Origin of the sequence: Paenibacillus sp. FSL L8-0435, assembly GCF_037965655.1 — a bacterium.
Taxonomy (GTDB): Bacteria; Bacillota; Bacilli; order Paenibacillales; family Paenibacillaceae; genus Paenibacillus.
The window spans coordinates 5,599,430-5,622,274 of sequence record NZ_CP150185.1; the positions used below are offsets into that span (position 1 = coordinate 5,599,430).

Below are 22,845 nucleotides of genomic sequence, written 5' to 3' on the forward strand. Positions count from 1 at the left end.
CTTGGCTTTAGCCTTTGATTGAACCTAACATGACACCTTTGGCAAAATGCTTCTGCAAAAACGGATACACTAGCAAAATCGGAATGGTACCCACAACGATCACCGCCATTTTGATCGACTGCTCTGGTGGCTGTACAAAATTGGGGTCCATGTTAGCCATATCTCCGACACTGGCCTGCGAGAGTAATACGATCTGTCTCAACATGACTTGCAGCGGCCATTTGTCACTGTCGGAAATGTACAGCAGTGCCGAGAAAAAGTTGTTCCAGTGTCCTACGGCGTAAAACAAGGCAAATGTGGCGATGACCGGCTTCGATAAAGGCAGAACGATTCGCCACAGCACCCCAAGATCCGAACAGCCGTCGATGCGGGCCGCTTCCTCCAGCCCGGGCGGCATTTGCTGAAAAAAGTTTTTGACAACTATTAAGTTAAAAGCGCTGATCGCGCCAGGAAGCATAAGGGCCCAGTAAGAATCGAGCAGTCCCAGTCCACGAATAACGAGATACGTTGGAATCATGCCACCACCGAATAACATCGAGAAAATCACCATGTTCATCATGACATTACGGCCCCAGAAGTCACTTCTGGATAGTGGATAGGCCATCGTTAGTGTGAAGAACAGATTAACCAATGTACCTGCCACCGTGATGAAAATGGAAACACCAATGCTGCGAAAGATCGTGGACGAGGAGAAAATATACTCATACGCACTGAAGGAGAACACCTTCGGAATGAGGAAAAAACTGCGTTCGGTGATCTCGGCTTCCGTTGCGAAAGAATTCCCTATAATATACAGGAACGGAAGGACGGTTAATATGCCCAGAATCCCCAGCATGACGTAATTGAAGATATCAAATACCTTGCCGGCAGGGCTGTTGTATAGACGGCTGTTCATGGGCGCTCCTCCTTAATAAATTCCGGGATGGCCGAATTTTTTCGCAAGTTTATTACTGCCAAGCACCAGAATGATCCCCACCACAGACTTGAATAGTCCCACAGCGGTACTGTAACTGAATGCACCTTGCGTAATCCCTACCGTGTACACATACGTATCAAATACGTCGGCCACATCCCGGTTGAGGGAGTTGGTCATCAGATAGATCTGTTCAAAGCCGGTATCGAGGAAGTTCCCCAGTCTGAGAATGAGCAAAATGACTATCGTCGTACGAATGGCTGGAAGCGTGATATGCCACATCCGCCGTAATCGTCCAGCGCCATCCACAATGGAGGCTTCATATTGTTCCGTATCGACACCTGCGAGGGCTGCCAAGAAAATGATTGTGCCCCAACCCATCTCCTTCCACATCATCTGAACAATAATGAGCGGGCGGAACGAACCCGGGCTGGAGAGTACATCAATAGGCTTGCCTGTAATCCAGGCGATCAGGTCGTATAACACCCCGCCCTGCGGGGTCAGGAACACGTACGTGATACTCGCGATAATAACCATCGATACAAAATGGGGTACATAGACCAGCGTTTGAATCGTTCTTTTGAAGAAAGCGACCCGAATTTCATTTAATAACAAAGCGATAATGATTGGTGCCGGGAAAAAGAAGATAAGATCATACAGGGCAAGGACCAGCGTATTGCGTAATAGTCGATAGAAGTCTGGATTGGAGAAAAAGTTCGTAAAGTTCTCTAGCCCTACCCAGTTACTCTCCCGGATGCCCAGGAAAGGCTGGTAGTCCTGAAAGGCAATGATGATCCCCCACATGGGCAAGTATTTAAAGATGACAAAGTACAAAAAGCCGGGAAGCACAAGCACATATAACCACTTGTTTCGTTTAATCTGCCTTTTCCAATTGGACTCCTGTTTTAATGGTCTTGTTGCCATATCCGCTTGAGCAGTTGCAGTGCCGTTGGTATTCCAGTCCGTCTTCCCGTTCATCATGTCTCCCCTCCCTCAATGATGTAAGCGTTATCAATTAACCTGATACTCAGACTATACAGCCGATCTTTTTCCGGCAACCTTCATTTTTTGCATTGCTGTGGCATGATGACCGAAAATCCCGCTATAACGCCATTTTCACAAGAAATTGCACATAACGTAGCAGGTAGAATTGCACATTTTTGCGGGTTTATCCTTCTTTGTATCACGGTAAAAAAAGAAAAAACCGGACATCCATTAAAGCTGAATGCCGGTCTGCAAATGACAAAGATATAAACGGTTATTGTCCAAACCATTGATCGCGATACTGACTCGGTGTAACTCCCTCCTGTTTCTTGAAAATCCGATTAAAATAACTATGCTGATATCCCACAGCCGCCGCAACATCATTGATTTTCATCGTTGTCTCCCGTAACAATTGCTTCGCCGCATCCATTCTCACACGTGTCAGATAATCAATAAAATTGATGCCCGATACCTGTTTGAAAGCCTTACTCAGTGCATAGGGTGTCATCTGTTCCTCGTCAGCACAGTTTTCCAGCGAAATGTCGCTGCGGTAATGTGTATCGATATACAACATCGTTCGTTCCACCACCAGTTTCAGCGGTTCCTGCGATCGGACTTCAACCTCTTGTATATAAGGTATGAATACCTCATTCATCATCCATTGCCTCATCTGTACAGGTTCACGAATACCGGATAGTTGCTCATACATGTTGTAACCACCAAACAGTTTATAAGGTGTGACACCCGTTTGCAGCATCATGTGCTGAATACTGCCGAGCAATTGAAGCATCATTTGCTGAACTTGGAATTCGGTACTGCCCGTCCGTGTAATCTCACTCATGAATTGTTCCAGCACACGTTCCGCTTCGGCTTGTTTGCCCAGCCTGACCGCCTGTAACAACTCCCGTTCCAGCCCAAGCGGATAGGAAGCTGCTTCATTTCTGCGGAAACACTCCTCATCCTCCAGATCGAGGATCTGACTTCCTTCCTCCACACTGCGATAAGCCACGGCCTGTTCCATCTCGAAGAATCGTCCGGGCAGTTCCTGAAGTGAAGCTGCCGGGCGACTGACCATCAAGGTCACCTTCATTTTGAGCGTACGTCCAATGACTTCCACCAGTTCCTGTCCCCATAACAGCGCTTGTGACTTCACAGGTTCGTCCTGAGGAGCGATCACAAGCATGGCGGAAGACAGGTCATGAAAGTTCATGACACTGATCTGCCTGAAATAATTTTTCGCCACTTCCTGAGTGATATTCACGGCTGCAAAGGTGACTAATCCTGTGTCCTGGCTTCCAAATCTGCCTTGCAGCTGCTCGTACCCCGTAAAATACATCTGCACCAGCAGATACTGCTGACCCTCCAGCTCAAATCCGAGATGACGCATCCGCTGCTGAAGATCCTGCTCGTTATAGGCATATAGATGCCCCTGCACAAGTTGTAAGACAAAACTGTCACGCAGATGGGGAAGCTGCTCCTGCAATTGGCGATGTGCCGTAACACTGCGGGAGGTCAGTTCGTTCCACTGTTGCTCCAGCAGCTCAAACTCGTCCAGTTTGGCATCCGTTGGTGTTGTTTCGTTTCTGCCAGGCGTAAGCAGATGCAGCATCCGCGCTACAGGCGAATAGATTCGGCGTGAAGCAAACCAGGATAACAATAATCCCAGGATGAGACTGCCTGCACTGGCAATGACGATGATTTTGGATACCAGTTTTACTGGCGAAGTGACTGAGGTCAAAGGTGCTGCGGAGACGTAAGTCCAGTCTGAATCGATCCGACTCAATGAGCCGTATGAGACAGAATAGGTCTGATCCTCATATCGGAACAGGAATGAGCGGCTGCCCGCATGCAGGGCTACTTCTTCTTTTAGCTGCTGCTCAAAAGCAGAAGTCTCTCCCGCCGTTCCCGGATTCCCGGTAACCAGTGTGTTTCCTTCCTGATCCATAAGGAACGTTAAACCTTCGTCATACGGAGTAAGCGTTTTCAATAAACTGGCGACTTTCTCGTTATCCAGCGTGATGATCAGTGCACCAAACGGATTAATGCTCTCCCCCGGTATCTTATGTACTAGAACAAGTGCATTGCCTGCATCCGTATGCAGTGGACTATCGTTGGTCGAAGGTTCGGTATCACTGTTGATGCTGGAAACCCAGTCTGTCCAGTACACGTGGTTCCCCATGGAAAGGTAACGATCATAGGCTTGTACTTTCGCTTCATCGTTCAATTCGGTATAATCCCGATTAAACAAGATTGGCTTCGGTTCCTGCAAATACAGCTGTGCTGACTTGATCAGTGGATGGGAACCTTGTAACACGTATAAGGTAGTCACAATCTCCTGTGTTTCATTAAAATAATACACAAAATCCAGCGTTCGTAGTGCATTGCCAAACCTCGGCTCAAAAGCCCAATGGGATAAGTTCATCTCCAGATAAGCCAGCTGGTCATCCACATTGCGTGCCCGGTTCTCGATCTGGTTCTGATGCATCTGATTGAACTCGGTTTCCATCCGGCCAACAACCTGTTGATACATGACGATACCTGTGATTAGTCCGGGAATGCTGGCAATGAGTAAAATAAGCATGAGGCTGTTTCGATAAAATCGTCCTTTATGCCTTCCAGCCTTCAAATCGGATAACCGCTTGAATCTGCCAAATATTCGATCGCTCCTAGTCGGTTCCATCGCTGCTCACCTGCCTGCTTGCATCGGGTCTGACTGTCATGGAAACTTCCTCAACTCCCCTGAGAATATATGGATGAAATCCTTTTCTTGTATTATACGCACAATCCTCAGGTGAATGAAACGATCTGTAACCGATCATTTTTTTAACCAATGTTTTATTAACATGACAAAATGGATTACAATGAGATATAGCAAACATGAAGGAGGCCTTTTTAATGAAAGAACAGACTTATTTTGAACAAAATAGAGAAAAACACCTGGCAGAACTGAATGAATGGTTGTCCATTCCAAGTATCTCTGCCATTTCAGAGCATAAAGAGGATATTAATCGTGCAGCACAATGGGCAGCAGATGCGCTCACACGTGCAGGCATGGAAAACGTTGAGGTCATTCAAACGGCTGGACATCCGATTGTCTATGCAGATCACCTGCATGCACCCGGCAAACCAACGGCTCTGATCTATGGACACTATGATGTACAACCTGTTGATCCGCTTAACCTGTGGGAGACGCCTCCGTTCGAACCTACCGTTCGTGATGGCAAGCTGTATGCCCGCGGCGCGACGGATGACAAAGGACAGATCTTCCTACATATCAAGGCAGTTGAAGCCATTCTCGCCGAAAACAAGGAACTTCCAGTTAATATCAAGTTCTGTATCGAAGGTGAAGAGGAAATCTCCAGCCCGAACCTGCCCATCTATCTGAATGAACATACAGACAAGCTGCGTGCAGACATGGTACTGATCTCGGATACGTCCCTGCTTGAAAAAGGAAAACCGGCAATCTCCACTGGCCTGCGCGGCCTATGTTCCATGCATGTGGATCTGAACACAGCCAATACCGACTTGCACTCCGGTTCATTTGGTGGCGGTGTACCCAACGCACTGCATGCACTCGTGTCCCTGCTCGCTTCGTTGCATGATGAGCAAGGCCGTGTAAGTGTAGATGGTTTCTACGACGGCGTACTGCCACTGTCTCCTGAGATGAGAGAAGAATTTGTAAAACAGGGCTTCAATGAAGAACAGCTTCGTCAAGACCTCGGGCTGGAGCAATTGTACGGCGAAGAAGGTTACTCGTTCGTGGAACGTGTTGGCGCTCGTCCAACATTGGAATTGAACGGCGTATGGGGTGGTTTCCAAGGCGAAGGTAGCAAAACGGTTATTCCAAAGGAAGCTCATGCCAAAATCACCTGCCGCCTCGTGGCGGATCAAGATCCACAACATGTATTGGATCGTATCGAAGCACATCTGCGCGCTCACGTTCAACCGGGTGCAACGCTGCATGTGAAACAGATCGAGAAAGCTTTCGCTTTCAATACCGATCCTTCGAATCCAATTCTGCAAAAAGCGGCAGATGCGTATGAGCACGTGTATGGCGTTCGTGCCCTCTTTACCAAAGATGGCGGCTCCATTCCGATTGTTGAGAAGCTCTCCCGTGTACTCGAAATCCCTGCTGTTATGATGGGCTTTGGTTTACCGGATGAGAACCTGCATGCACCGAACGAGCACTTCAACCTGGAGAACTTTGATAAAGGGTTGTTGACGATTGTTCAGTTCTTGAAGAGTTTGTAATCATCGTGTTTAAAACCAGTTCATGAGAGCGTGCTGAGTGGACGTTCCGGGGCCGAATCGTTCTTTAGATCGCTGTTATCGTCGGATTTTTTGGATTCCCCTTCTCAAAGGGTAAAATCCGACGATAAAGGCGAACGCTCCGCTTCTTCAGAATCGATTTCGTCCCCTCCACTACGTTGCAGCTTCTCGCATGACTGATTTTAAAGATTGAGCCTAACTATTGATTGGTTAGTGTAATGGGGAAAACAAAGAACGGCCTTCGGGTCGTTTTTTTGTTATTTATTTTGTTTCTTTATTCTTTGTTCTTTGGTTCTTTGGTGAAATTGTAGTTTTTTTTCATGGTCTCTTTTTATGATGGAGACGATGGAGACTTACTTTTAAATGGGTTAGTGTATTAGTGATAACAACATGGCAGCCCTATAGGACGTTTCTTGATTTTGTCTCGATCATTACGTACAGCTTGCTTTATCATGGCTGCTTCGAAGGATTGAGTCTCACTTTGATGGGTTAGTGTGATAGATTACCTTAACGATGGGCTACTGAACACTTTTTCGATTTTTTTCTCGATAACTTCGTTATCGTTGTTCCTATGACTGATTTTATAGACGGGGTCTCGGTTTTAATGGTTTAGTATATTAGAGATAACATAAGCGACCTTATAGTCCTTTTTTTTTGATTCGGTCTCCTTCACTAGGTTTCAGGCTCTTACCGTGGTTGCTTTATTGTGACTGGTTTTTGACGACGATTAATTTTTAAGGATTTGTGATAGAGATAACTCAAGCGGTGCTCTTCCGCTGTTTGGTTGAATCGATTGATACTCAATATTTAGAATGCACCCTTATGGAGTATGATGTGGATCGGGTACGAAGATGTTGATAGCTACAAGGGTATATCTGGATGGGGGGTCTTTCGGGATTCCTGCGTTTTGACTTGTTTGTGCTTAGCGACTTCGGCGCAGGGCTTTTGCCATGAGTGTTTACGTGCTGTTGCGCCCCGGCAAGCTAATCCAAAATGATGAGGTGAATGTTGTGTCTGCTTCTCACCTGACCAAAAATGCGCTGGCTCACTCGCTTAAATTACTAATGGAGCATACTCCACTGAACAAGATTACGGTCAAACATCTGGTTGACCATTGCGGCGTGAACCGGCAAACCTTTTATTATCATTTTCAGGATATTTACGCGCTGCTTGGGTGGATCTATCAGACTGAAGCGGTGGAGAGTCTTACGGAGTACCGAAGCTACAGCACATGGACGGACGGATTCTATAAAATCTTTTGTTACATCGAGAACAACAAAACGTTCTGCTGCAACACGCTCAACTCGCTCGGGCGCACCCACTTGGATGTATACCTCTATGAAGTAACTCATGATCTGATCATGGGTGTTATTGATGAGCTGGCCTGTGGGATTAAGGTCCGCAGTGAAGACAAAGAGTTTGTCGCCAACTTCTATACCCTGGCCTTTACTGGGCTGATCATTCAGTGGATGAGAGGCGACATGCAAGAACCGCCAAAACAGATTATTGAGAAGCTCAGCGAGCTGATCGAAGGCAATGTCCTGAGGGCACTGCACAAGTATGAGAATAAGCTGCCATCTGATTAGGATGCGCGGCTTTTTTCGTATGTGATCTAAGCCTAGGTTTTAGACACTTTTCCAAAAGTGACCAAAAACTGGACACTCCCTTTCTTTTGATCATACCTTACGGGACCTGCAAGGTTTACATTAGGGATGTGATTACAGTAACTTTTGGAGGCGAATGATCGTGAAGAAAGAACATGGTAATAAACAGGTCTATTTTGTAGGCGGCGGCATTGCATCTTTGGCGGGTGCAGCTTATCTGGTTAGAGATTGTGACTTTCCCGGAGAACATATTCACATTATCGAAGAAATGCCGATTCTTGGCGGCAGCAATGACGGAGCTGGTAATCCCGATCAAGGATATATCATCCGTGGCGGACGGATGCTCAATGACGAGGCCTATGAGAATCTGTGGGAGTTGCTGGCTTCCATCCCTTCCATCGACCGTCCGGGCATATCTGTCCGACAGGAAATTACCGAATTTGACGATGCCAATCCCACACATTCCAATGCGCGGCTCATTAACCGTGACGGTAAGGTCGAAGATGTGCTCTCCATGGGTTTTGATATGGCGGACAGGTTGGCGATGGGCAAACTGATTATTACTCCTGAAGACACGCTGGGGAAATTGCGAATTAACGACTGGTTTGGCCCTCATTTTTTCAAAACGAACTTCTGGTATATGTGGGCGACCACCTTCGCCTTCCAACCTTGGCATAGCGCCGTGGAATTCAAAAGATACATGCTTCGCTTTTTTCACGAATTCCCGAGAATCCAAACGCTGGAAGGTGTTACCCGCACGCCCTTCAACCAATATGACTCAATCATCCTCCCATTGCATAACTACCTTGAGCCGTTTGGCGTAGATTTCACGCTGAAATGCACGGTTACTGATCTGGATTTCAAAGACGGCGAGGGCATTACGGTAAGTCGGATGCATGTAAGACGTGACGGTACCGAGGAGATCATCGACATTCATGAAGGCGATCTGGTCATTGTCACGAACGGTTCGATGACCGAAGGTGCCGACCTCGGCTCCATGACTTCAGCTCCACAACTGAAAGGCAAGGGCAGCTCATGGAAGCTGTGGGAGAACATTGCCGCCAAGAAACCGTTGCTAGGCAACCCTTCTTCTTTTAATGATCATGTGGATGAGTCCAAATGGGAATCGTTTACGGTCACCTTCCAGGATTCGGTTTTCTTTGATCTGATGGAGAAATTCACACGCAACCGGGCAGGTACTGGTGCTCTGGTTACTTTCAAGGATTCCAGCTGGTTCATGTCTGTCGTTCTGGCCTTTCAACCGCACTTCCGCGGTCAGCCTGAGCATGTCAACGTATTCTGGGGATACGGATTATTCCCGGATAACGTGGGCGACTACGTGAAAAAAAGAATGTGCGATTGTACCGGGGAAGAGATTATGCAGGAGTTGATCGGCCATCTTCATTTCCAGGAACATCAAGAGGCCATCATGGCTACCGCCAACTGTATTCCATGCATGATGCCTTACATTACAGCGCAATTCATGCCAAGACTGAACAGCGATCGACCAAAGGTTGTGCCTGATGGCTCCACTAACCTGGCCTTCATTAGCCAATTCTGCGAAATTCCCGATGACGTGGTATTCACCGAAGAATATTCAGTCCGGGCAGCACGGATCGCCGTCTACACTCTTCTCGGAGAGAACCGGCCGATTGAGCCGATCAACAAGTATCAGTATGATGTTCGGACGCTGTTCAGCAGTTTTGTAACTTCGTTTAGATAACTGCTTTTAATGACGATTCAGACATAAGATGAATGAAGGAATGTTGGATGGATCTGTGGATGCGGATAGATCTTTGGAGATATCTGTAGGATTCGGTGAGTAACTTTGTGATCTTTTAGGAAGCTTTGTTATCATAATTCTATTGATTGTGCCAAACTAGTAAGATAAGAGTTAATACATGAGTTAGCTTCAGAAGCTTGCATCCCCGTTGAACGATTCCATGAGTGAATATGGTTGTTGCTGAACTGAAGAGTCGTTGTATAAAGAAAATAAAGAGAGTTCCGTCAGCGATGACAGGACTCTCTCTTTCATTTACTGTTTACTATCTAGGACTGACACATAACACACATAACCTTAATCGAGAATGCACAACAGTCGTCTAAAAAACCTCACAAGCCTTATTACTTGAAATTTCGCAGGTTTGAAAATCTAACGAATCATAGACACTTTATTTGTGCTGTAAGCATGTTTGGGTAGCAGAATATCACTAAATTGTACTAAATGCGTATCTGAGATTCGTTACATTTTGTATGACAGCAAAATCATTGGAAATAAGGCTTCACAGGTTCGTTAGCGCTACTCACGCCACTTATGTGCGGAAACTCGTAAATTTCAGCATGTGCACAAGCTTGGATAAATGCGCGATCTCCTGCTGGACTCCAGAGGTGTCCGTGCCCGCCATTGCCTGGTTCGCTCGCAGAATTCTGCGCGTGTTCAGCATACCTTCGATCAGTTTCATGACCGTGTTGCGTCCACGATGGTCCACAATCATATACTTTTTGCGTGCATCCAGCTCTACCCATACGATGTTGCTGAATGATGTGAACAGATGCCTGCGGTACTGCTCCATATCGGTCTCATTGTAATGCTCGCCATAAAAGGCATAATATCCGTGTATGTGCAACTTCTCCGCCAACACTGTGATGAACGGATCATGTTCGAGCATAGCGTTACGTTCCATGTTTCACGCCTCCGTTATGCGTGATCCGCAGATCCCGTCTTTTTGAGATCTATTTTAACATATTGTGCAAGGGGTTGTCTGTTATCAGCAGTATGTTCAGAGTCAAGTCTACACAATAATAAGCTACTTGTTCTTCTTACCAATTCTATTAAAACATACATCAATGATAATTATTTAAAATAGTTCAACGCTCTAGTGACGATCCCACTCAGCTAGAACAGATTGAGCTTGCATGGAATACAACTCCATTAAATTATCGAAAGTATCCATTGCTCGATTCTGAAGTTCTTCATCAGATAATGGATCAGTATAAATATTTAAAACTGCATACACCAAGTCTTTAATATTCATAATTCCTCTTTCCTCTTTATTTCGAACATGTTCATTCATTAACAACTTTTTAATGACGGTCAATGCCCACTCTGGATAATCAAGTGCACTCTCCCATATAATTTTACCCAATTGATATCCGATGTGAGTCACGGATTTTGATTGAACCAAGACCAAAATCAAATCACGAAGAGTTTTACTAAGATTTCGATTTTTCTTCTTAATGTCATACAAGAAAAAAGTTGCCTGACGACGTACCTCTTCGTCTTCATCATTCATAAACTTGTATAACCCATTTATAAGAAACTCATCTGGTGAATCATCTAGTACATTATAAGAAAATATCCTAGCAACCCCTCGACGGTGAGCAACATTCCCAACGATTACTTGTTTCAATAATTTTTCCATTTGTTTATTAATCAATTGACTCTCGAACAAATCATTTGAAATATAAGATAAAGCAACGAGTTCCGCTCCTCGTTGTTGGCTATCCTCATTCTCTTCAACTAGGAATCCATTCAGAAACGGAATCAAACGTTCAAACGGTTTTCCCATTGCCCAGTAAACGAATTCGTGTGTATCTGACATCTGATATAATTGAGTGTATCCATCAACAGTTTGCTCAAATAAATCTATTGTACGCTCACGATCATAACGAATCATATAGGGTAATTCTTCAATAGCACCAGCCCTTAAAGATATATCGCTACTACGAGCTGCATAATTAAGGATACCCCACTTCTCACATTCCTGATCTTTGTAAATCTTCATTAAAGCATACATTGCAGAACCTCGAACTGTATTAAGATATGCTGATGAAGGTTTTTTAATATATTCAGTTTCTGTTAATGTCTCATCATACAAATATTTGTTCATCAGTTTTATGGTTAAACTCGGCACATTTTGATTTGTGTGTTTTTGGACAGCCCATGCAATGGTGCGTTGTACATTTCTATCATTATGATCTTCAAAACGAACAATTGCTTGAAATAACAAGTTAGAGGAACTACTTGATTCTGCAAAACCATTTATGAAGGCAATTACATAGTGCTGGTCAAGATCAATTTCTATCAAATTAAATAATTCAAAAAATCGCTGAGGTTCCTCTTTCACAAACTCTTGTAGCACTGATGACAAGGACCCTGCCCCACCTTTTAACCATTCCGAGTGTCTAACCTTTCCTTGATATTTAGACATTGCTCTCATCCATTGTAGGTCAGTCATTTTCCGAGCCGACTCTCTGTTAATTGGAGAACCTATTGCTCCACTTCTCATTCGACGAGGGTTATCGTTTATAGAGTAATCAGGAAATTTCCTTCCCAGTTCCTGAAATCGTTTTTTACCTTTAGAACTAAGTTTCTCCCAAGACATAGCCTCCAGTAATCCCAATTGGCTACGATCATGAAACCGATATCCATCTCGTTTCCATTCCTTTATTATAGGCAATCTGGTTAATATAAAATTCTCTAAAGCTCGACACTCAGATTCTTTTAAATACGGAACTATAGCTATAATTAAATGTCTACTCTCAAAATCCTCATGACCAATGCTTAACCTACGAGGATCACCTAACAGAAATTGCAGTGAAAGAGCTAGATATTGACCTGGTACTTGACGCAATATATGAGCAACTAAAAACTGTATTGATTCATAAGGCATTTCGGACAAGGATTCGATTCTTTCAATAAATGCTTGAGGCGCATCATGTGCTACTTTTAATAACGCTTTTACACATACATCCTGCAGTACACTATCGAATTCGACTAAAACCCTATCATACCAATGCCTAAATAGTGAATCTGAAATGAAAGTTTCATTGAATACCGGACGATCATAGTAATCTACTTTAACCGCTTCATTAAGCCAAGGAATGAAGCTGTCTAAAAAATATAACGCCTCCTTATTCACTACAACTTGAAAAGCCTCCTCAAGTGTCGTTGAAACCAGTTTGTTCATTTCTCCCTTTAGAGAAATAAAACTGAACTCATGAGTGGAACTCTGCGCTTGCTTACGTTCGTGTCTCTTCTTTTTATAAGCTTCTAAAGCCCCAAACATAAAATTGCGAATAATCCGGCATACTGCTTTTGGATCATAATGTACAAGTTCCTCCCAACCAAAGTATGAATAATTGTTATCCAGCTCTATCTTTTTCATGATTACAGTTTCCAAAAATTTCACAGCTTCAGGACTCTTCCATACGCGAATTTGTAGGATAATATCACAAACAATCTTCTCCAAATGCTGACACTTTGTATAATAAGGATGTAGAAACTTCATGACCTCTTCTTGTCTTATGTTCACCATCGAACATAGATAATGGAAGGCTTCAATTTCTTTATCTTCTTCATTACTATCCAATAACTCCGATAGTACGTCGACCCTCCAATAATCAAACCATCCTGGGTTTCCATATGAAAATTGTAATAATTGGGAGCGTATGCTCAAATCAACAGACATTCGCTTGAGTAATCTCCATTCCTGTTCCGTTGGATTAGAAATACTTGCAAACCATCGATACAAATGATTTTTTAGATGATAGCGTAAATTATCAGTCTTCAGAAGCTCGTTAAGTTGTAAAAGGTAAGGGCGTTGGTTCTGCTGTCCTCGTAGGTACGATAACACTTGTACCAACTGAGGGCGCTGAAACAAGCCTTGAGGGGATGCTATTAAAGTGTCCACCAACGAACAACCCTGCTGATTAAAATCTCTTGCATAGCAGTAATCAAAGAAAGTTTGATGAAAAAAACTAAGTAGGTTTCCTTCGCTAAATATTATGCCTTCACTTAGCAACCAGTTGAGAGCGCCTTCCAACTCATTTGTCTCCCTCTGAGTGAAAAAAGATTTGGGCATAGTAATCTTCTGTTCACGATCCATATATTGTGCCATATGAGTTAGAACTTGTTCTCGCTCCCAAGAACGTGGTGAATCAGATTGTTGCTTCATAATAACCTGTTCCCACAATAGCTGATACAGCTCTTGAAGACTTGACAAGCCTCTATCTTGTAGTACTAATTTATCTTCTACAGTTTCATAGGCCATAAGAAAAAGATTTAAATGTAACGGGATCTTTAACAACTTTTGGGTTGAAGGCAGCAATAAAGTGTACTCTAAACCTACTTTGCCGAGAGCTACCTTGACCTCATTTTCGGAAAATTCTCCAATAGAGAATACTTTGTTATTCTCTATATTTTTCAATCTAGGATCACTCTCAAAATCGAATTTTCGACAACTAATGAGAATTCGTACGTTTGGAATCGAACGCAATCTTGAAATTAGGTCTAACGTCATATTTAATGCCTGCTGATCATGAGCAATGGACAAAGAAAGGGCATCAATTTGGTCTATCAACACAACAAATGGTTTACTGACCGATAGATTACTTACAAGCCGTTCTACACGAAAAGGGAGATCAAGCTTGGTCTGTATATCTTCCATACTTTTTACACCTGAGAGCTGCTGGTCTGCTTTAATTGCGAGAACATTTACTTCTTGATTTTGCATTTCCATAAGGATTTCTTGAAGGAGTACGCTTTTTCCAGTACCGGCCAGATCCAGAAGAACCCCGAGAGGATTCTCATCAGTTGTTTTAAGAAGCCATTCAGAAATATCTTTGTGAATCTCCCTCGAAACAGTTATACCCGTTTTCCCTAACGTGTTTTTTTGATATCTCAAAATAGAACTACATGAATAAATGGAAGAACGTAACTCTGCATGAGACACTGGTTCTGATATTAAAATATTGTTTTCTCCAAGCCAATCCTTCAGGTTTTCAGATGTGTGTGTACCGCGAATTCGAGCAACATCTCCCACTCTGTCTCGTAAGAGTGAGAACAATACAGAAGCCGTATGGTTAGACTCTGGCATCCGAAGCAATATTAAATCGGCTTCTACAACCTCTCTAGTGTAAATGCTTACATCTATACTCGAAAAGAACAGAAGTAAGAGGTCGTTGTTATTGTTTAATTCAGTTGACAGAAAGGCTCTCAAGTGGTCAAGTAATGCTACATCTGCTCCGTTAAGTCTACCTTGCCACTCCTCAAAGCTTTTGCATGAGCATGCTCGTTTAGCCAGATGCTGAGTTAAAACAATCTCATCCTTGTGTAAACCACAGTATAGAATTAATTTGTCTCTTCCTTTTGAAAAAGAACTACTATTAAATTGGGCTTCAAAATCAGTCCACATCTTACCCCAAGGGCTATCTATTTTATTACTCTTCTTTACTGACTCTTTTACTTGAATATATCTCTTTGTACCATTCGCATAGGTAATAACAATATCATCCACATGTTCAGGAGCTTCTACTCTAACTTCGACAATTTTTTTAGACGTTTTACCCCGTCTTGAATCAAGCATTTTCCCAATGTACAAAGCAGCTATTCCATTTTGATACAAAATTCCAGATTGGGTTGTTGGACCTCCCGATTCAGCGATAGCCATATAGATTTCCCCCATAAAATTTCTACTGTTTATTCCTAATACAGTCTCTACATAATTTGATTATACTATGTGGGAAACAATGCTGAAATTATAAATAGCCCATGTACGCATTCATTTATAATGAAAGTTCGTAGATAACAAACATTCATACAAAATAAAGCACCATGAGCTTTTAACATCTTAGCATGAGTACACGTCCAATGGAAAAATTTAAGCCTAACAACAAATATTATTCTAACACTAAAAAATTATCTTTTCCTTATTCCTCACATCTTAAACAAATTAGCTTACTCACTAATCCGTCTGCCCTTCACCCACACACCTTCAATATCCAGCTCCGCATTCAGCAAAATAATATCTGCCTGCTTTCCTTGAGCCAGGGAACCTGTCCGGTGATCAATACCCAGCAGTCGTGCCGGGGTCAGACTTGCTGCGCGTGATGCAGCGTTCAGACTCAAGCCCACTTCCTGCACCAGGTAACGGAAACCGCGAATCATCGTCAGTGTACTTCCCGCCAGTGCGCCGCCGTCCTTCAGTCTGGCTTCGCCATGCTTGACGATGACGGGTAGATCGCCGATTTTGTACTCCCCATTATCCAATCCCGCAGCAGACATGGCATCTGTGATCAACACGAGCTGATGGTCATGTTGCTTCAACTGAGCGAGGATCGAGATCGCCGCAGGGTGTACGTGAATACCATCGGCAATCACCTCGGCACTGATGCGTGGATCACTCAGCACGGCTCCCGTAGCCCCGGGTAACCGGTGATGCAGCGGTGTCATGGCATTGAACGTATGTACCGCATGATGCAGTCCGGCTTCCACTGCCCGCTCCACTTCTTCATAGGTCGCATCGGTGTGGCCGAGTGCCGCTGTAATCCGCTGTTCCCGCAGCCATGAGATGACTTCCAGTGCTCCCTCACGTTCCGGTGCCAACGTAACTTGACGGATTAGGCCCGGATATTGCTTTTCCCATGCTTCAAGCCAGGATACATCAGGCAGCATGATATGTTCCGGATTTTGCGCACCAGGCCATTTCGGACTGAAAAAGGGACCTTCCAGGTGCACACCCTCAAGCTGTGCATATGGCATGTCAACAGAACGGTAGCGGTTAACCTCAGCAAGTACGTTATCCAGTCTCTCTTTCGGAGCCGTCATCGAAGTCGCAAGCATCGCTGTCGTGCCCTGCGTACTATGAAAAGATGTGATCTTGTCCAGCACCTCCGGGCTTGCATCCATAAAGTCTTCTCCGTTCCCACCATGCACATGGATATCGATGAATCCAGGCACAATGAGGCCGCGTTCCGGTACAGGTATAGACACTGCCTCTCTCCGAATCTGTTCGGGCAGACCTTCTGGTACTCCAGCATAGAGGATTTTGCCATCCCTCCAGGCTAATAAACCGTCTTCCAATATCTCATCTGCAAGGAGCAGTCTGCCTCGGAGAAGCGAAATATTTTCATCATGCTGGCTCACAGGTTCACGGCTATTCGTTCCGATCATCTCACCAGCCTCCCAGCGGCACGATCCAGCAATACCACCACATTCGGATGACATTGCAAAAGTGATGCAGGACAGGCCGTTGTGATTGGACCCATAAACGCCTCGCGAATAATCTCGGCTTTTTCCTCGCCACGGGCAATGAGCAGAATCTGTTTGGCTTTCAAAATGGTACCGACGCCCATCGTGATCGCCTGAGCCGGAACCTCATCGATGCTATCGAAGAAACGTGCATTTGCTTTTCGCGTTTCTTCTTTCAGGTCCACAACATGTGTGCGTCCAGTTAATTCAGTTCCCGGTTCATTGAAACCAATATGACCATTATGTCCAATGCCCAATAGTTGTAAGTCTACCGGTCCACGATCGTCCAGCCGCTGTTCATAGGATTTACATTCCTGTTCCAGATCGGCAGCCTGACCATCAGGCACATGCGTTCTGGCCAGATCCATATCAATATGATGGAATAATTGTTCGTTCATAAAACTGCGGTAACTTTCGCGATGCTCTGTTGGAAGCCCTACATACTCATCCAGATTGAATGAAGAAGCCTGCGAGAAGCTGACCAGTCCCTTTTGATACAACGTTATAAGCTGTTTATATATGCCTACAGGCGAACTTCCCGTTGCAAGTCCGAGGACTGCACGTGGTTTGGTCTGCAATAAACTGGCGATGACTCCTGCACCCGTGGCATTCAAATCTTCTTCATTTTCAAAAATACGTATATTCATCTGTTTAAGCACCTCCGTTGTGTTGTACGCGATAGGACTGCACGTTGTGATAGGATTGTTCCAATCTGGGGATAAAACGGTCGAAGTCGGCACTTACCATGCCTGTGAACAAAATATCGACTACATGCAGCAGTGCAATGCGTGAAGCCATATCTCCACGTCTCATGCCTTCCTCCAGAGAAGAGGTGAACAGTGGAATGTCGGATTCCGTTGCGAGCGTGTTACTGCCATAGGAAGTCAGTGAAATCGTAGAAGCTCCGGCCTGTTTGGCACAATGCAGAGCATCGATGGTTTCGGGTGTTTCGCCTGAATAGGATACGGCCATCGCCACATCTCCCTCGGCGAGCGAAGATGCGGATGTAATCTGCATATGGGAGTCTGAGAAAGCAGTACAATTTTTTCCAATCCGCACCAATTTCTGATAGAAATCCTGTGTAACAATCGACGAGGTAGCCACACCGTACAGATCAATGCGGCGAGCCTGGCACAATAATTGCACTGCGTGCTCCAATCTGCCCAGATCCAGCAAACGGGTCGTATCTGCAATAGACGCGAGGTGATTGGCTTCAATAGCTTCGACAATTTTGGAGAGCGGGTTGCCCGCGACAATATCCTGATACGCCGTTTCCTCTGAAGCGTGGGACAATTCTGCCGCGAGCTTCATTTTGAAATCGGGAAAACCTTTGAAATGAAACGACTTGCAAAAGCGGGTAACCGTCGCCGCACTCGTTCCACTCTGCTCTGCCAGATGACTAATCGTCCAGCCGGGAATATCCGATGGAGATTGCATAATGACTTCCGCAATACGGCGCTCCTGAGACGGAAGATTATTCAGTTCTTGCTGCAACGCACGTAATATAGCTGCCATAAGGACCTCACTTGCATGAAAATTATTTTTATTTATTTTAAATAAATCAAGAAAATTATTTTTATATCTTCATTTTAATGAAGACGATCCTGCAAATCAAGAGGAATTTCACACGACTTTTTGCAATTATGCTGAACGTGTATAGACACTCAACCTGCTTGATACATATAGTGGGTATCCTTTATATTAAGAATCGAGATATGATCGTGTTCAAAGAAGGAGCCATTCGATGAATCGAAGACAACGGGAAAAGCTTATTCCTTCCATCTGGATTATTGCTACCAAACAAACAGAAGCACATGCTTATTATGCCCTCTATGCCATCGACTGGAAACGCGGAGGTAGGCTCAGTTGGGAAGGCTGGAATCAGCTCGAAGATCTGCTGCAATTTCATATTCCAATCAAACGAAAAGCTGGAGGACGGAAATCTTCTTCCACGCCTGCCGCCAAAATAGCGAAAAGAGCGCTCCATCTCCATCTGAATGAAGCACAGTTCGAGGAATTGGAGCAGCTCTTTTATCAGCCATTTTCGAAAAAAAGATGGAGGACGTTCCTTCAAATGCATAGGAATCCACAAGTGATAAAGTGATAGGAATTCGTTATTTCATTTTTTCACGCTAAAAAAAGCCTCTTCTCTTCTTTGGATAAAGAAAAGGAACGACTTCCGCGGTATTAAAATTCAATTCGTTTTCATTCAATTTGCAATTAACTCAAATCTCAACTCAAGTTAACTCGTTCTTATTCATGTCATCATATCGTGTTAAAAACTTGCTGGCCAAGCTGGGAACAGTCATTTGATGAACCGATTGATTTTCGATCTCCTCCGCCAGATCGTCATCTGTGAGAGAAACGAAGAACGTAATGTCTGCTTTGGATAGTCCATACCGGGCAAAAACGTCATCTGTTGTCTCATTCACAACTTTGGCGATGATTCGAATGATCTCATCTTTATACTCCCGGACCTCTTCTGTTGCATACAACAATCGGCTGATGTGGTTAAAGTGTGTATCCTCGCCATATTGATATTCGGAGCAGCCCCATCTGTAATAGATCTCATCCTCCTCACTATCACACAGTCCTTGCTCTTTCATATTCGAAATATGCCTCGCCAGGGATTCTTCTGTATTTACCGCCATAAACAGCGTTACCCAATCACTGTCCGTTCCAAATGCACAAGCATATACTTTTTCATGCTGAACCTTAGTCAGCGTTTGTTCCAAATCGGGGAGAAATCCTGCTCTAAAGTGTTCTTCGAATTCATTTAAGAAACGGTCCATTCAGTTCGTCCTTTCATTATTAATGCAGATTTAATTGGTTGGTACTATGTAGTCTCTCAATAACTATAAGGTACCACATAATTACAATTAATGCGCTTACTTCCTACATTCTTAAACAACTATGCTATAATAAAAATACGACTATCCAAGCGAGGTGATGCCGATGAAATGGGAAGAGATTACTGAATTACACCCAGATCGTTTTGTACTTGTGGAAGCAATCAAGGCAAGCTCCAGCAACCATGTACGTCAACTAGAGGATATCGCTGTAATTCAAAATTATGATAATCCTCAAGAAGCCTGGAGCGGTTATAAAGAATTGCACAAGCTCCATCCGACACGCGAGTTATACGTATTTCATACGAGCAGAAACGATGTTGAGGTAGTAGAGGAATTTTTCTCAGGAGCCCCATGCAAAATTGACTTTGAATTAATGAATGTTCAATTCTCAACATAAGCCATGTCATGATAACCTTTGGATGGTTGTCATTACGTGGCTTATTTTTGTACAAGATGGTTAGGTGACTCAATCCCGTAACAGCAGATCATTTGATGTAATAAACTATAAATCAACAACAAAAAAGCCTTGCCCCATTCTTCATGACAAAGAATAGAGAAAGGCTTTCATGCTGTTACTTCATCCTAACTGCAATTCGCAACTAAATCTTCAGTTCTCCAAGCTTAATCAGCTCGACAACTGCCTGCGAACGACCCTTAACATTGAGTTTCTGCATCACATTGGAGATGTGGTTTGAAGTACGTCGGTTTTATACTTATTGTACTTCAGTGTTCATCATATCAATCAGTCCTTAGCTTCCTAAACGTACTTTATCTGTTTCAATTTCAGTGATTACATTGTTCATGTTTAGTTTGTCTTTAATTAAATCCTTTACAGATTCAATGATACAGTTTAATAAGGCTGATGCGTGTTCTAGATCAAACTGTTTATTTTTAAAATACGTATAATATATTGTACCTTGTTCAGAAAACTTAATCGTTTCTTTACAAGCATTTTCATAATAGATTCTAGGTATTCGTTTTTTCGTAACCCCACTGCTCCAAAAATTATAAGCATCCCACTTAGACAATAACCCCAAAGTATCATAAAACACATTCTTTAGTATAAACAAATATTCAGATAGATTAATATCTGATAAATTATTTCTATTCTCCCGAACCTCTGTGATTGCATCTTCAATCAAGTTAGCAGCTTCGTAAGTCACAATATTACAAATGTATTCGTTCTCTATCCAATCCGAGGAATTCGAGTAAAAAAACAAGTTCTCAATATGACTAGTTATTTTACCGCTTTGAGGCTTTGGTGTTAAGTGACCCCCTGCTCCTAACACAGCGTTATAACATCTTTCACCATATTTTTTGAAGAGATTTAAATCTCTACCTAAAACAACTGAATCAATTAATGTTTTCTTATAATCAGGGTTTTTACTTTGTTCAATAATATATTTAATTGATTCTTCCTCTTTACTTTTCAAGTCAAGCACTTTGTTAAAAAGCATAAAAATAATATCATCGTATTTATCATTATTATTTTTATCTTCCTCAACTGTAAGCTCATTATCTTCTCTAATAGGTATTTCAGGCAAAATTGTACCTATGTTTTCACGTAATCTTATATTAAACGGAGTTTCACCTTCAAGAACATTCTTAGAATTTAACTGTTCCAAAATTGTTTGAAATTTACTTGAGAATGATTTATGTTGACTCGGGTTAATACAATTTTCAACTGTCGCACTTTTTGCACCTACATGTGTTGCGGTCCGGATACAAATTTCAAATGATTTACCAAACATAGGTCCTATTTCTTTAAAAACTTGCTCAAATAAGTGATCTGTCATACCCTTTTCATTAAACATCAAAATATTAATATCAGGTATGTAATCTTCTGTAAATGTTCGTTTTAGCTTATCGGTATTATCAAATACCCCTCTTGTATCTATTAAAATCAAATAATCCAAATTATATTTAGCTAGGACCTTCTTAATTTTATCAGAACCATCTAGTTCAATATATAAATCAAATAGATCATTATAACTTAGATCACTCTCAAATTTATTACAAATATCTATGAGTATATCTGTATTTGTTTTTCCAACTGATTCTTCTAAATTAGAAATTATATCTTTCTTAACTTCTATTTGAAATCTACTTACCCACTCTTTTAAATCACTAATTTTATCCATTTCCTGATTAAAAGAGTAAATACCATCAAAACCAATTGTTGCAGCAATCGATTTAAAATGGTTTTGAAACTCAATAAAATTGAAAATATATTTTATTTCTCCATCAATTTCTTTCTTTTTCAAAAAAGTGGATAAAAAGTCTTTTTCTTTCAATGAATAACTGTTTCCTTGATGTGCGTTTATTCGATATATAATATTTGTTTTTGTTTTCCCAATTTTGTTACCATGATGGATGTAATTTGCAAGTTCTTCACTAGCAATACATGCACTTATTAATCGCGATTTCCCAATTGTCGATGGTCCCATAAATCCAATGTTATAATGATTTTTCTCCACACTCAATTTCTCCTCTATCCATATATTTTCAATATAAACCACCTGAATAGAATAAGAATAATTCTACTAAGTAACGTCCATTCTTTTTCTAAGCAGATTCTCTAGAAAATAGTTTGTCGATATTTTTAACTCTAACCTTAAAGGAAGTATCTTGTCCATTTGATTTATCATCCCTTGCAGTACCATAAACACTAAAATCCCATTCACCCTTTACATACTTAATTTTTATGCTTTGCGTTTTATACTTGCGTTCCCTATGAATATCTATACACCGTAATGCAATATCTGCGGGAATAACTGCTATTTTACTGTTTTTCAACTCAGATTGCCCGCATACAAAGGCAAAGTACAGCTGCTTATTTGTAACATAAAGTGTTCTCAATTCATCTATTTGAGCATCTGTGAATGGAAAATTCCATATGGAACTGTTTTTCATATCACTTTTACTTGCTGGATTTTCACTACTTTTAACATACACACGAAAGTCACCCTTATCAGTGGTAAAATCATATACTTTTCTGTTTAATGCTGCTCGGTCTTCAAATAATGCTGGTACGATACCATTGTTAAGAAGATATGAGAGAAAAGCACCACAATAGAAATCTTCTTGAGTTAGTTTCATTTTAATTTTACCTCCTGTAGAAATTTTTGTATAAATGATGCTTTCGACATTTTCTCTTAATTTTCCTCCATTTTCAATCTCAAGTTGTTACTT

The 22,845-nt window shown here is 42.5% G+C and carries 17 protein-coding genes and 1 pseudogene; 6 read left to right on the forward strand and 12 right to left on the reverse strand.

Annotation, left to right across the window (positions count from 1 at the left end; all coding sequences use genetic code 11):
* Nucleotides 1-7: 7 nt before the first annotated feature.
* Nucleotides 8-895 (reverse strand): carbohydrate ABC transporter permease, encoded by an 888-nt coding sequence (locus NST33_RS24920; RefSeq protein WP_017692544.1) that lies wholly within the window; start codon nt 893-895, stop codon nt 8-10.
* A gap of 12 nt (nt 896-907) precedes the next feature.
* Nucleotides 908-1,837 (reverse strand): sugar ABC transporter permease, encoded by a 930-nt coding sequence (locus NST33_RS24925; RefSeq protein ID WP_221821028.1) that lies wholly within the window; start codon nt 1,835-1,837, stop codon nt 908-910.
* Nucleotides 1,838-1,996: 159 nt separating this feature from the next.
* On the opposite strand from NST33_RS24925, the gene NST33_RS24930 reads away from it, so the two are divergent.
* Nucleotides 1,997-2,167, forward strand: a complete 171-nt coding sequence (locus NST33_RS24930; protein ID WP_339305493.1) for a hypothetical protein — start codon at nt 1,997-1,999, stop codon at nt 2,165-2,167.
* Between the two features lie 4 nt (nt 2,168-2,171).
* Here NST33_RS24930 and NST33_RS24935 read toward each other — a convergent pair whose 3' ends face one another.
* Entirely contained in the window at nt 2,172-4,577 is a 2,406-nt protein-coding gene (locus NST33_RS24935) for an AraC family transcriptional regulator (protein WP_221820894.1), read from the reverse strand.
* 215 nt (nt 4,578-4,792) lie between these two features.
* Between NST33_RS24935 and NST33_RS24940 the strand changes: the two genes are divergently transcribed.
* The 3 genes from NST33_RS24940 to NST33_RS24950 all read left to right on the forward strand — a co-directional run bounded on the left by NST33_RS24940 (nt 4,793) and on the right by NST33_RS24950 (nt 9,493).
* Entirely contained in the window at nt 4,793-6,148 is a 1,356-nt protein-coding gene (locus tag NST33_RS24940; protein ID WP_076319745.1) for a dipeptidase, read from the forward strand.
* Between the two features lie 968 nt (nt 6,149-7,116).
* Nucleotides 7,117-7,752, forward strand: a complete 636-nt coding sequence (locus tag NST33_RS24945) for a TetR/AcrR family transcriptional regulator (protein WP_260632723.1) — start codon at nt 7,117-7,119, stop codon at nt 7,750-7,752.
* 154 nt (nt 7,753-7,906) lie between these two features.
* A complete protein-coding gene (locus tag NST33_RS24950; protein ID WP_260632724.1) occupies nt 7,907-9,493 on the forward strand; it encodes an oleate hydratase in 1,587 nt (528 codons plus the stop codon).
* Nucleotides 9,494-10,082: 589 nt separating this feature from the next.
* Here NST33_RS24950 and NST33_RS24955 read toward each other — a convergent pair.
* From NST33_RS24955 to NST33_RS24975, 5 genes are all read right to left on the reverse strand, one after another.
* Nucleotides 10,083-10,454 (reverse strand): hypothetical protein, encoded by a 372-nt coding sequence (locus NST33_RS24955; RefSeq protein WP_221820896.1) that lies wholly within the window; start codon nt 10,452-10,454, stop codon nt 10,083-10,085.
* A gap of 192 nt (nt 10,455-10,646) precedes the next feature.
* Nucleotides 10,647-15,221 (reverse strand): hypothetical protein, encoded by a 4,575-nt coding sequence (locus NST33_RS24960; protein ID WP_339305497.1) that lies wholly within the window; start codon nt 15,219-15,221, stop codon nt 10,647-10,649.
* A gap of 287 nt (nt 15,222-15,508) precedes the next feature.
* Nucleotides 15,509-16,723 (reverse strand): N-acetylglucosamine-6-phosphate deacetylase, encoded by a 1,215-nt coding sequence (gene nagA / locus NST33_RS24965; RefSeq protein WP_221820900.1) that lies wholly within the window; start codon nt 16,721-16,723, stop codon nt 15,509-15,511.
* Nucleotides 16,720-17,448 (reverse strand): glucosamine-6-phosphate deaminase, encoded by a 729-nt coding sequence (gene nagB, locus NST33_RS24970; protein WP_221820902.1) that lies wholly within the window; start codon nt 17,446-17,448, stop codon nt 16,720-16,722. Before nagB ends, nagA begins: the two co-directional genes overlap by 4 nt.
* Before the next feature lie 4 nt (nt 17,449-17,452).
* On the reverse strand, nt 17,453-18,316 hold the full coding sequence (locus NST33_RS24975) for a MurR/RpiR family transcriptional regulator (RefSeq protein ID WP_221820904.1): 864 nt from the start codon (nt 18,314-18,316) through the stop codon (nt 17,453-17,455).
* Between the two features lie 229 nt (nt 18,317-18,545).
* On the opposite strand from NST33_RS24975, the gene NST33_RS24980 reads away from it, so the two are divergent.
* A complete protein-coding gene (locus NST33_RS24980) occupies nt 18,546-18,905 on the forward strand; it encodes a hypothetical protein (protein ID WP_221820906.1) in 360 nt (119 codons plus the stop codon).
* 133 nt (nt 18,906-19,038) lie between these two features.
* Here NST33_RS24980 and NST33_RS24985 read toward each other — a convergent pair whose 3' ends face one another.
* Nucleotides 19,039-19,593: a DUF4303 domain-containing protein gene (locus NST33_RS24985; protein ID WP_221820908.1), complete on the reverse strand. Its 555-nt coding sequence runs from the start codon at nt 19,591-19,593 to the stop codon at nt 19,039-19,041.
* 163 nt (nt 19,594-19,756) lie between these two features.
* Between NST33_RS24985 and NST33_RS24990 the strand changes: the two genes are divergently transcribed.
* Nucleotides 19,757-20,050, forward strand: a complete 294-nt coding sequence (locus tag NST33_RS24990; protein ID WP_221820909.1) for a hypothetical protein — start codon at nt 19,757-19,759, stop codon at nt 20,048-20,050.
* A gap of 202 nt (nt 20,051-20,252) precedes the next feature.
* On the opposite strand, the pseudogene NST33_RS24995 reads toward NST33_RS24990, so the two are convergent.
* The 3 genes and pseudogenes from NST33_RS24995 to NST33_RS25005 all read right to left on the reverse strand — a co-directional run.
* A pseudogene (locus tag NST33_RS24995) lies at nt 20,253-20,345 on the reverse strand (LuxR C-terminal-related transcriptional regulator); the annotation flags it as partial.
* Between the two features lie 57 nt (nt 20,346-20,402).
* On the reverse strand, nt 20,403-22,130 hold the full coding sequence (locus NST33_RS25000; RefSeq protein ID WP_221820911.1) for a hypothetical protein: 1,728 nt from the start codon (nt 22,128-22,130) through the stop codon (nt 20,403-20,405).
* An 88-nt stretch (nt 22,131-22,218) separates the two neighbouring features.
* A complete protein-coding gene (locus NST33_RS25005; protein WP_221820914.1) occupies nt 22,219-22,752 on the reverse strand; it encodes a hypothetical protein in 534 nt (177 codons plus the stop codon).
* Nucleotides 22,753-22,845: the final 93 nt, after the last annotated feature.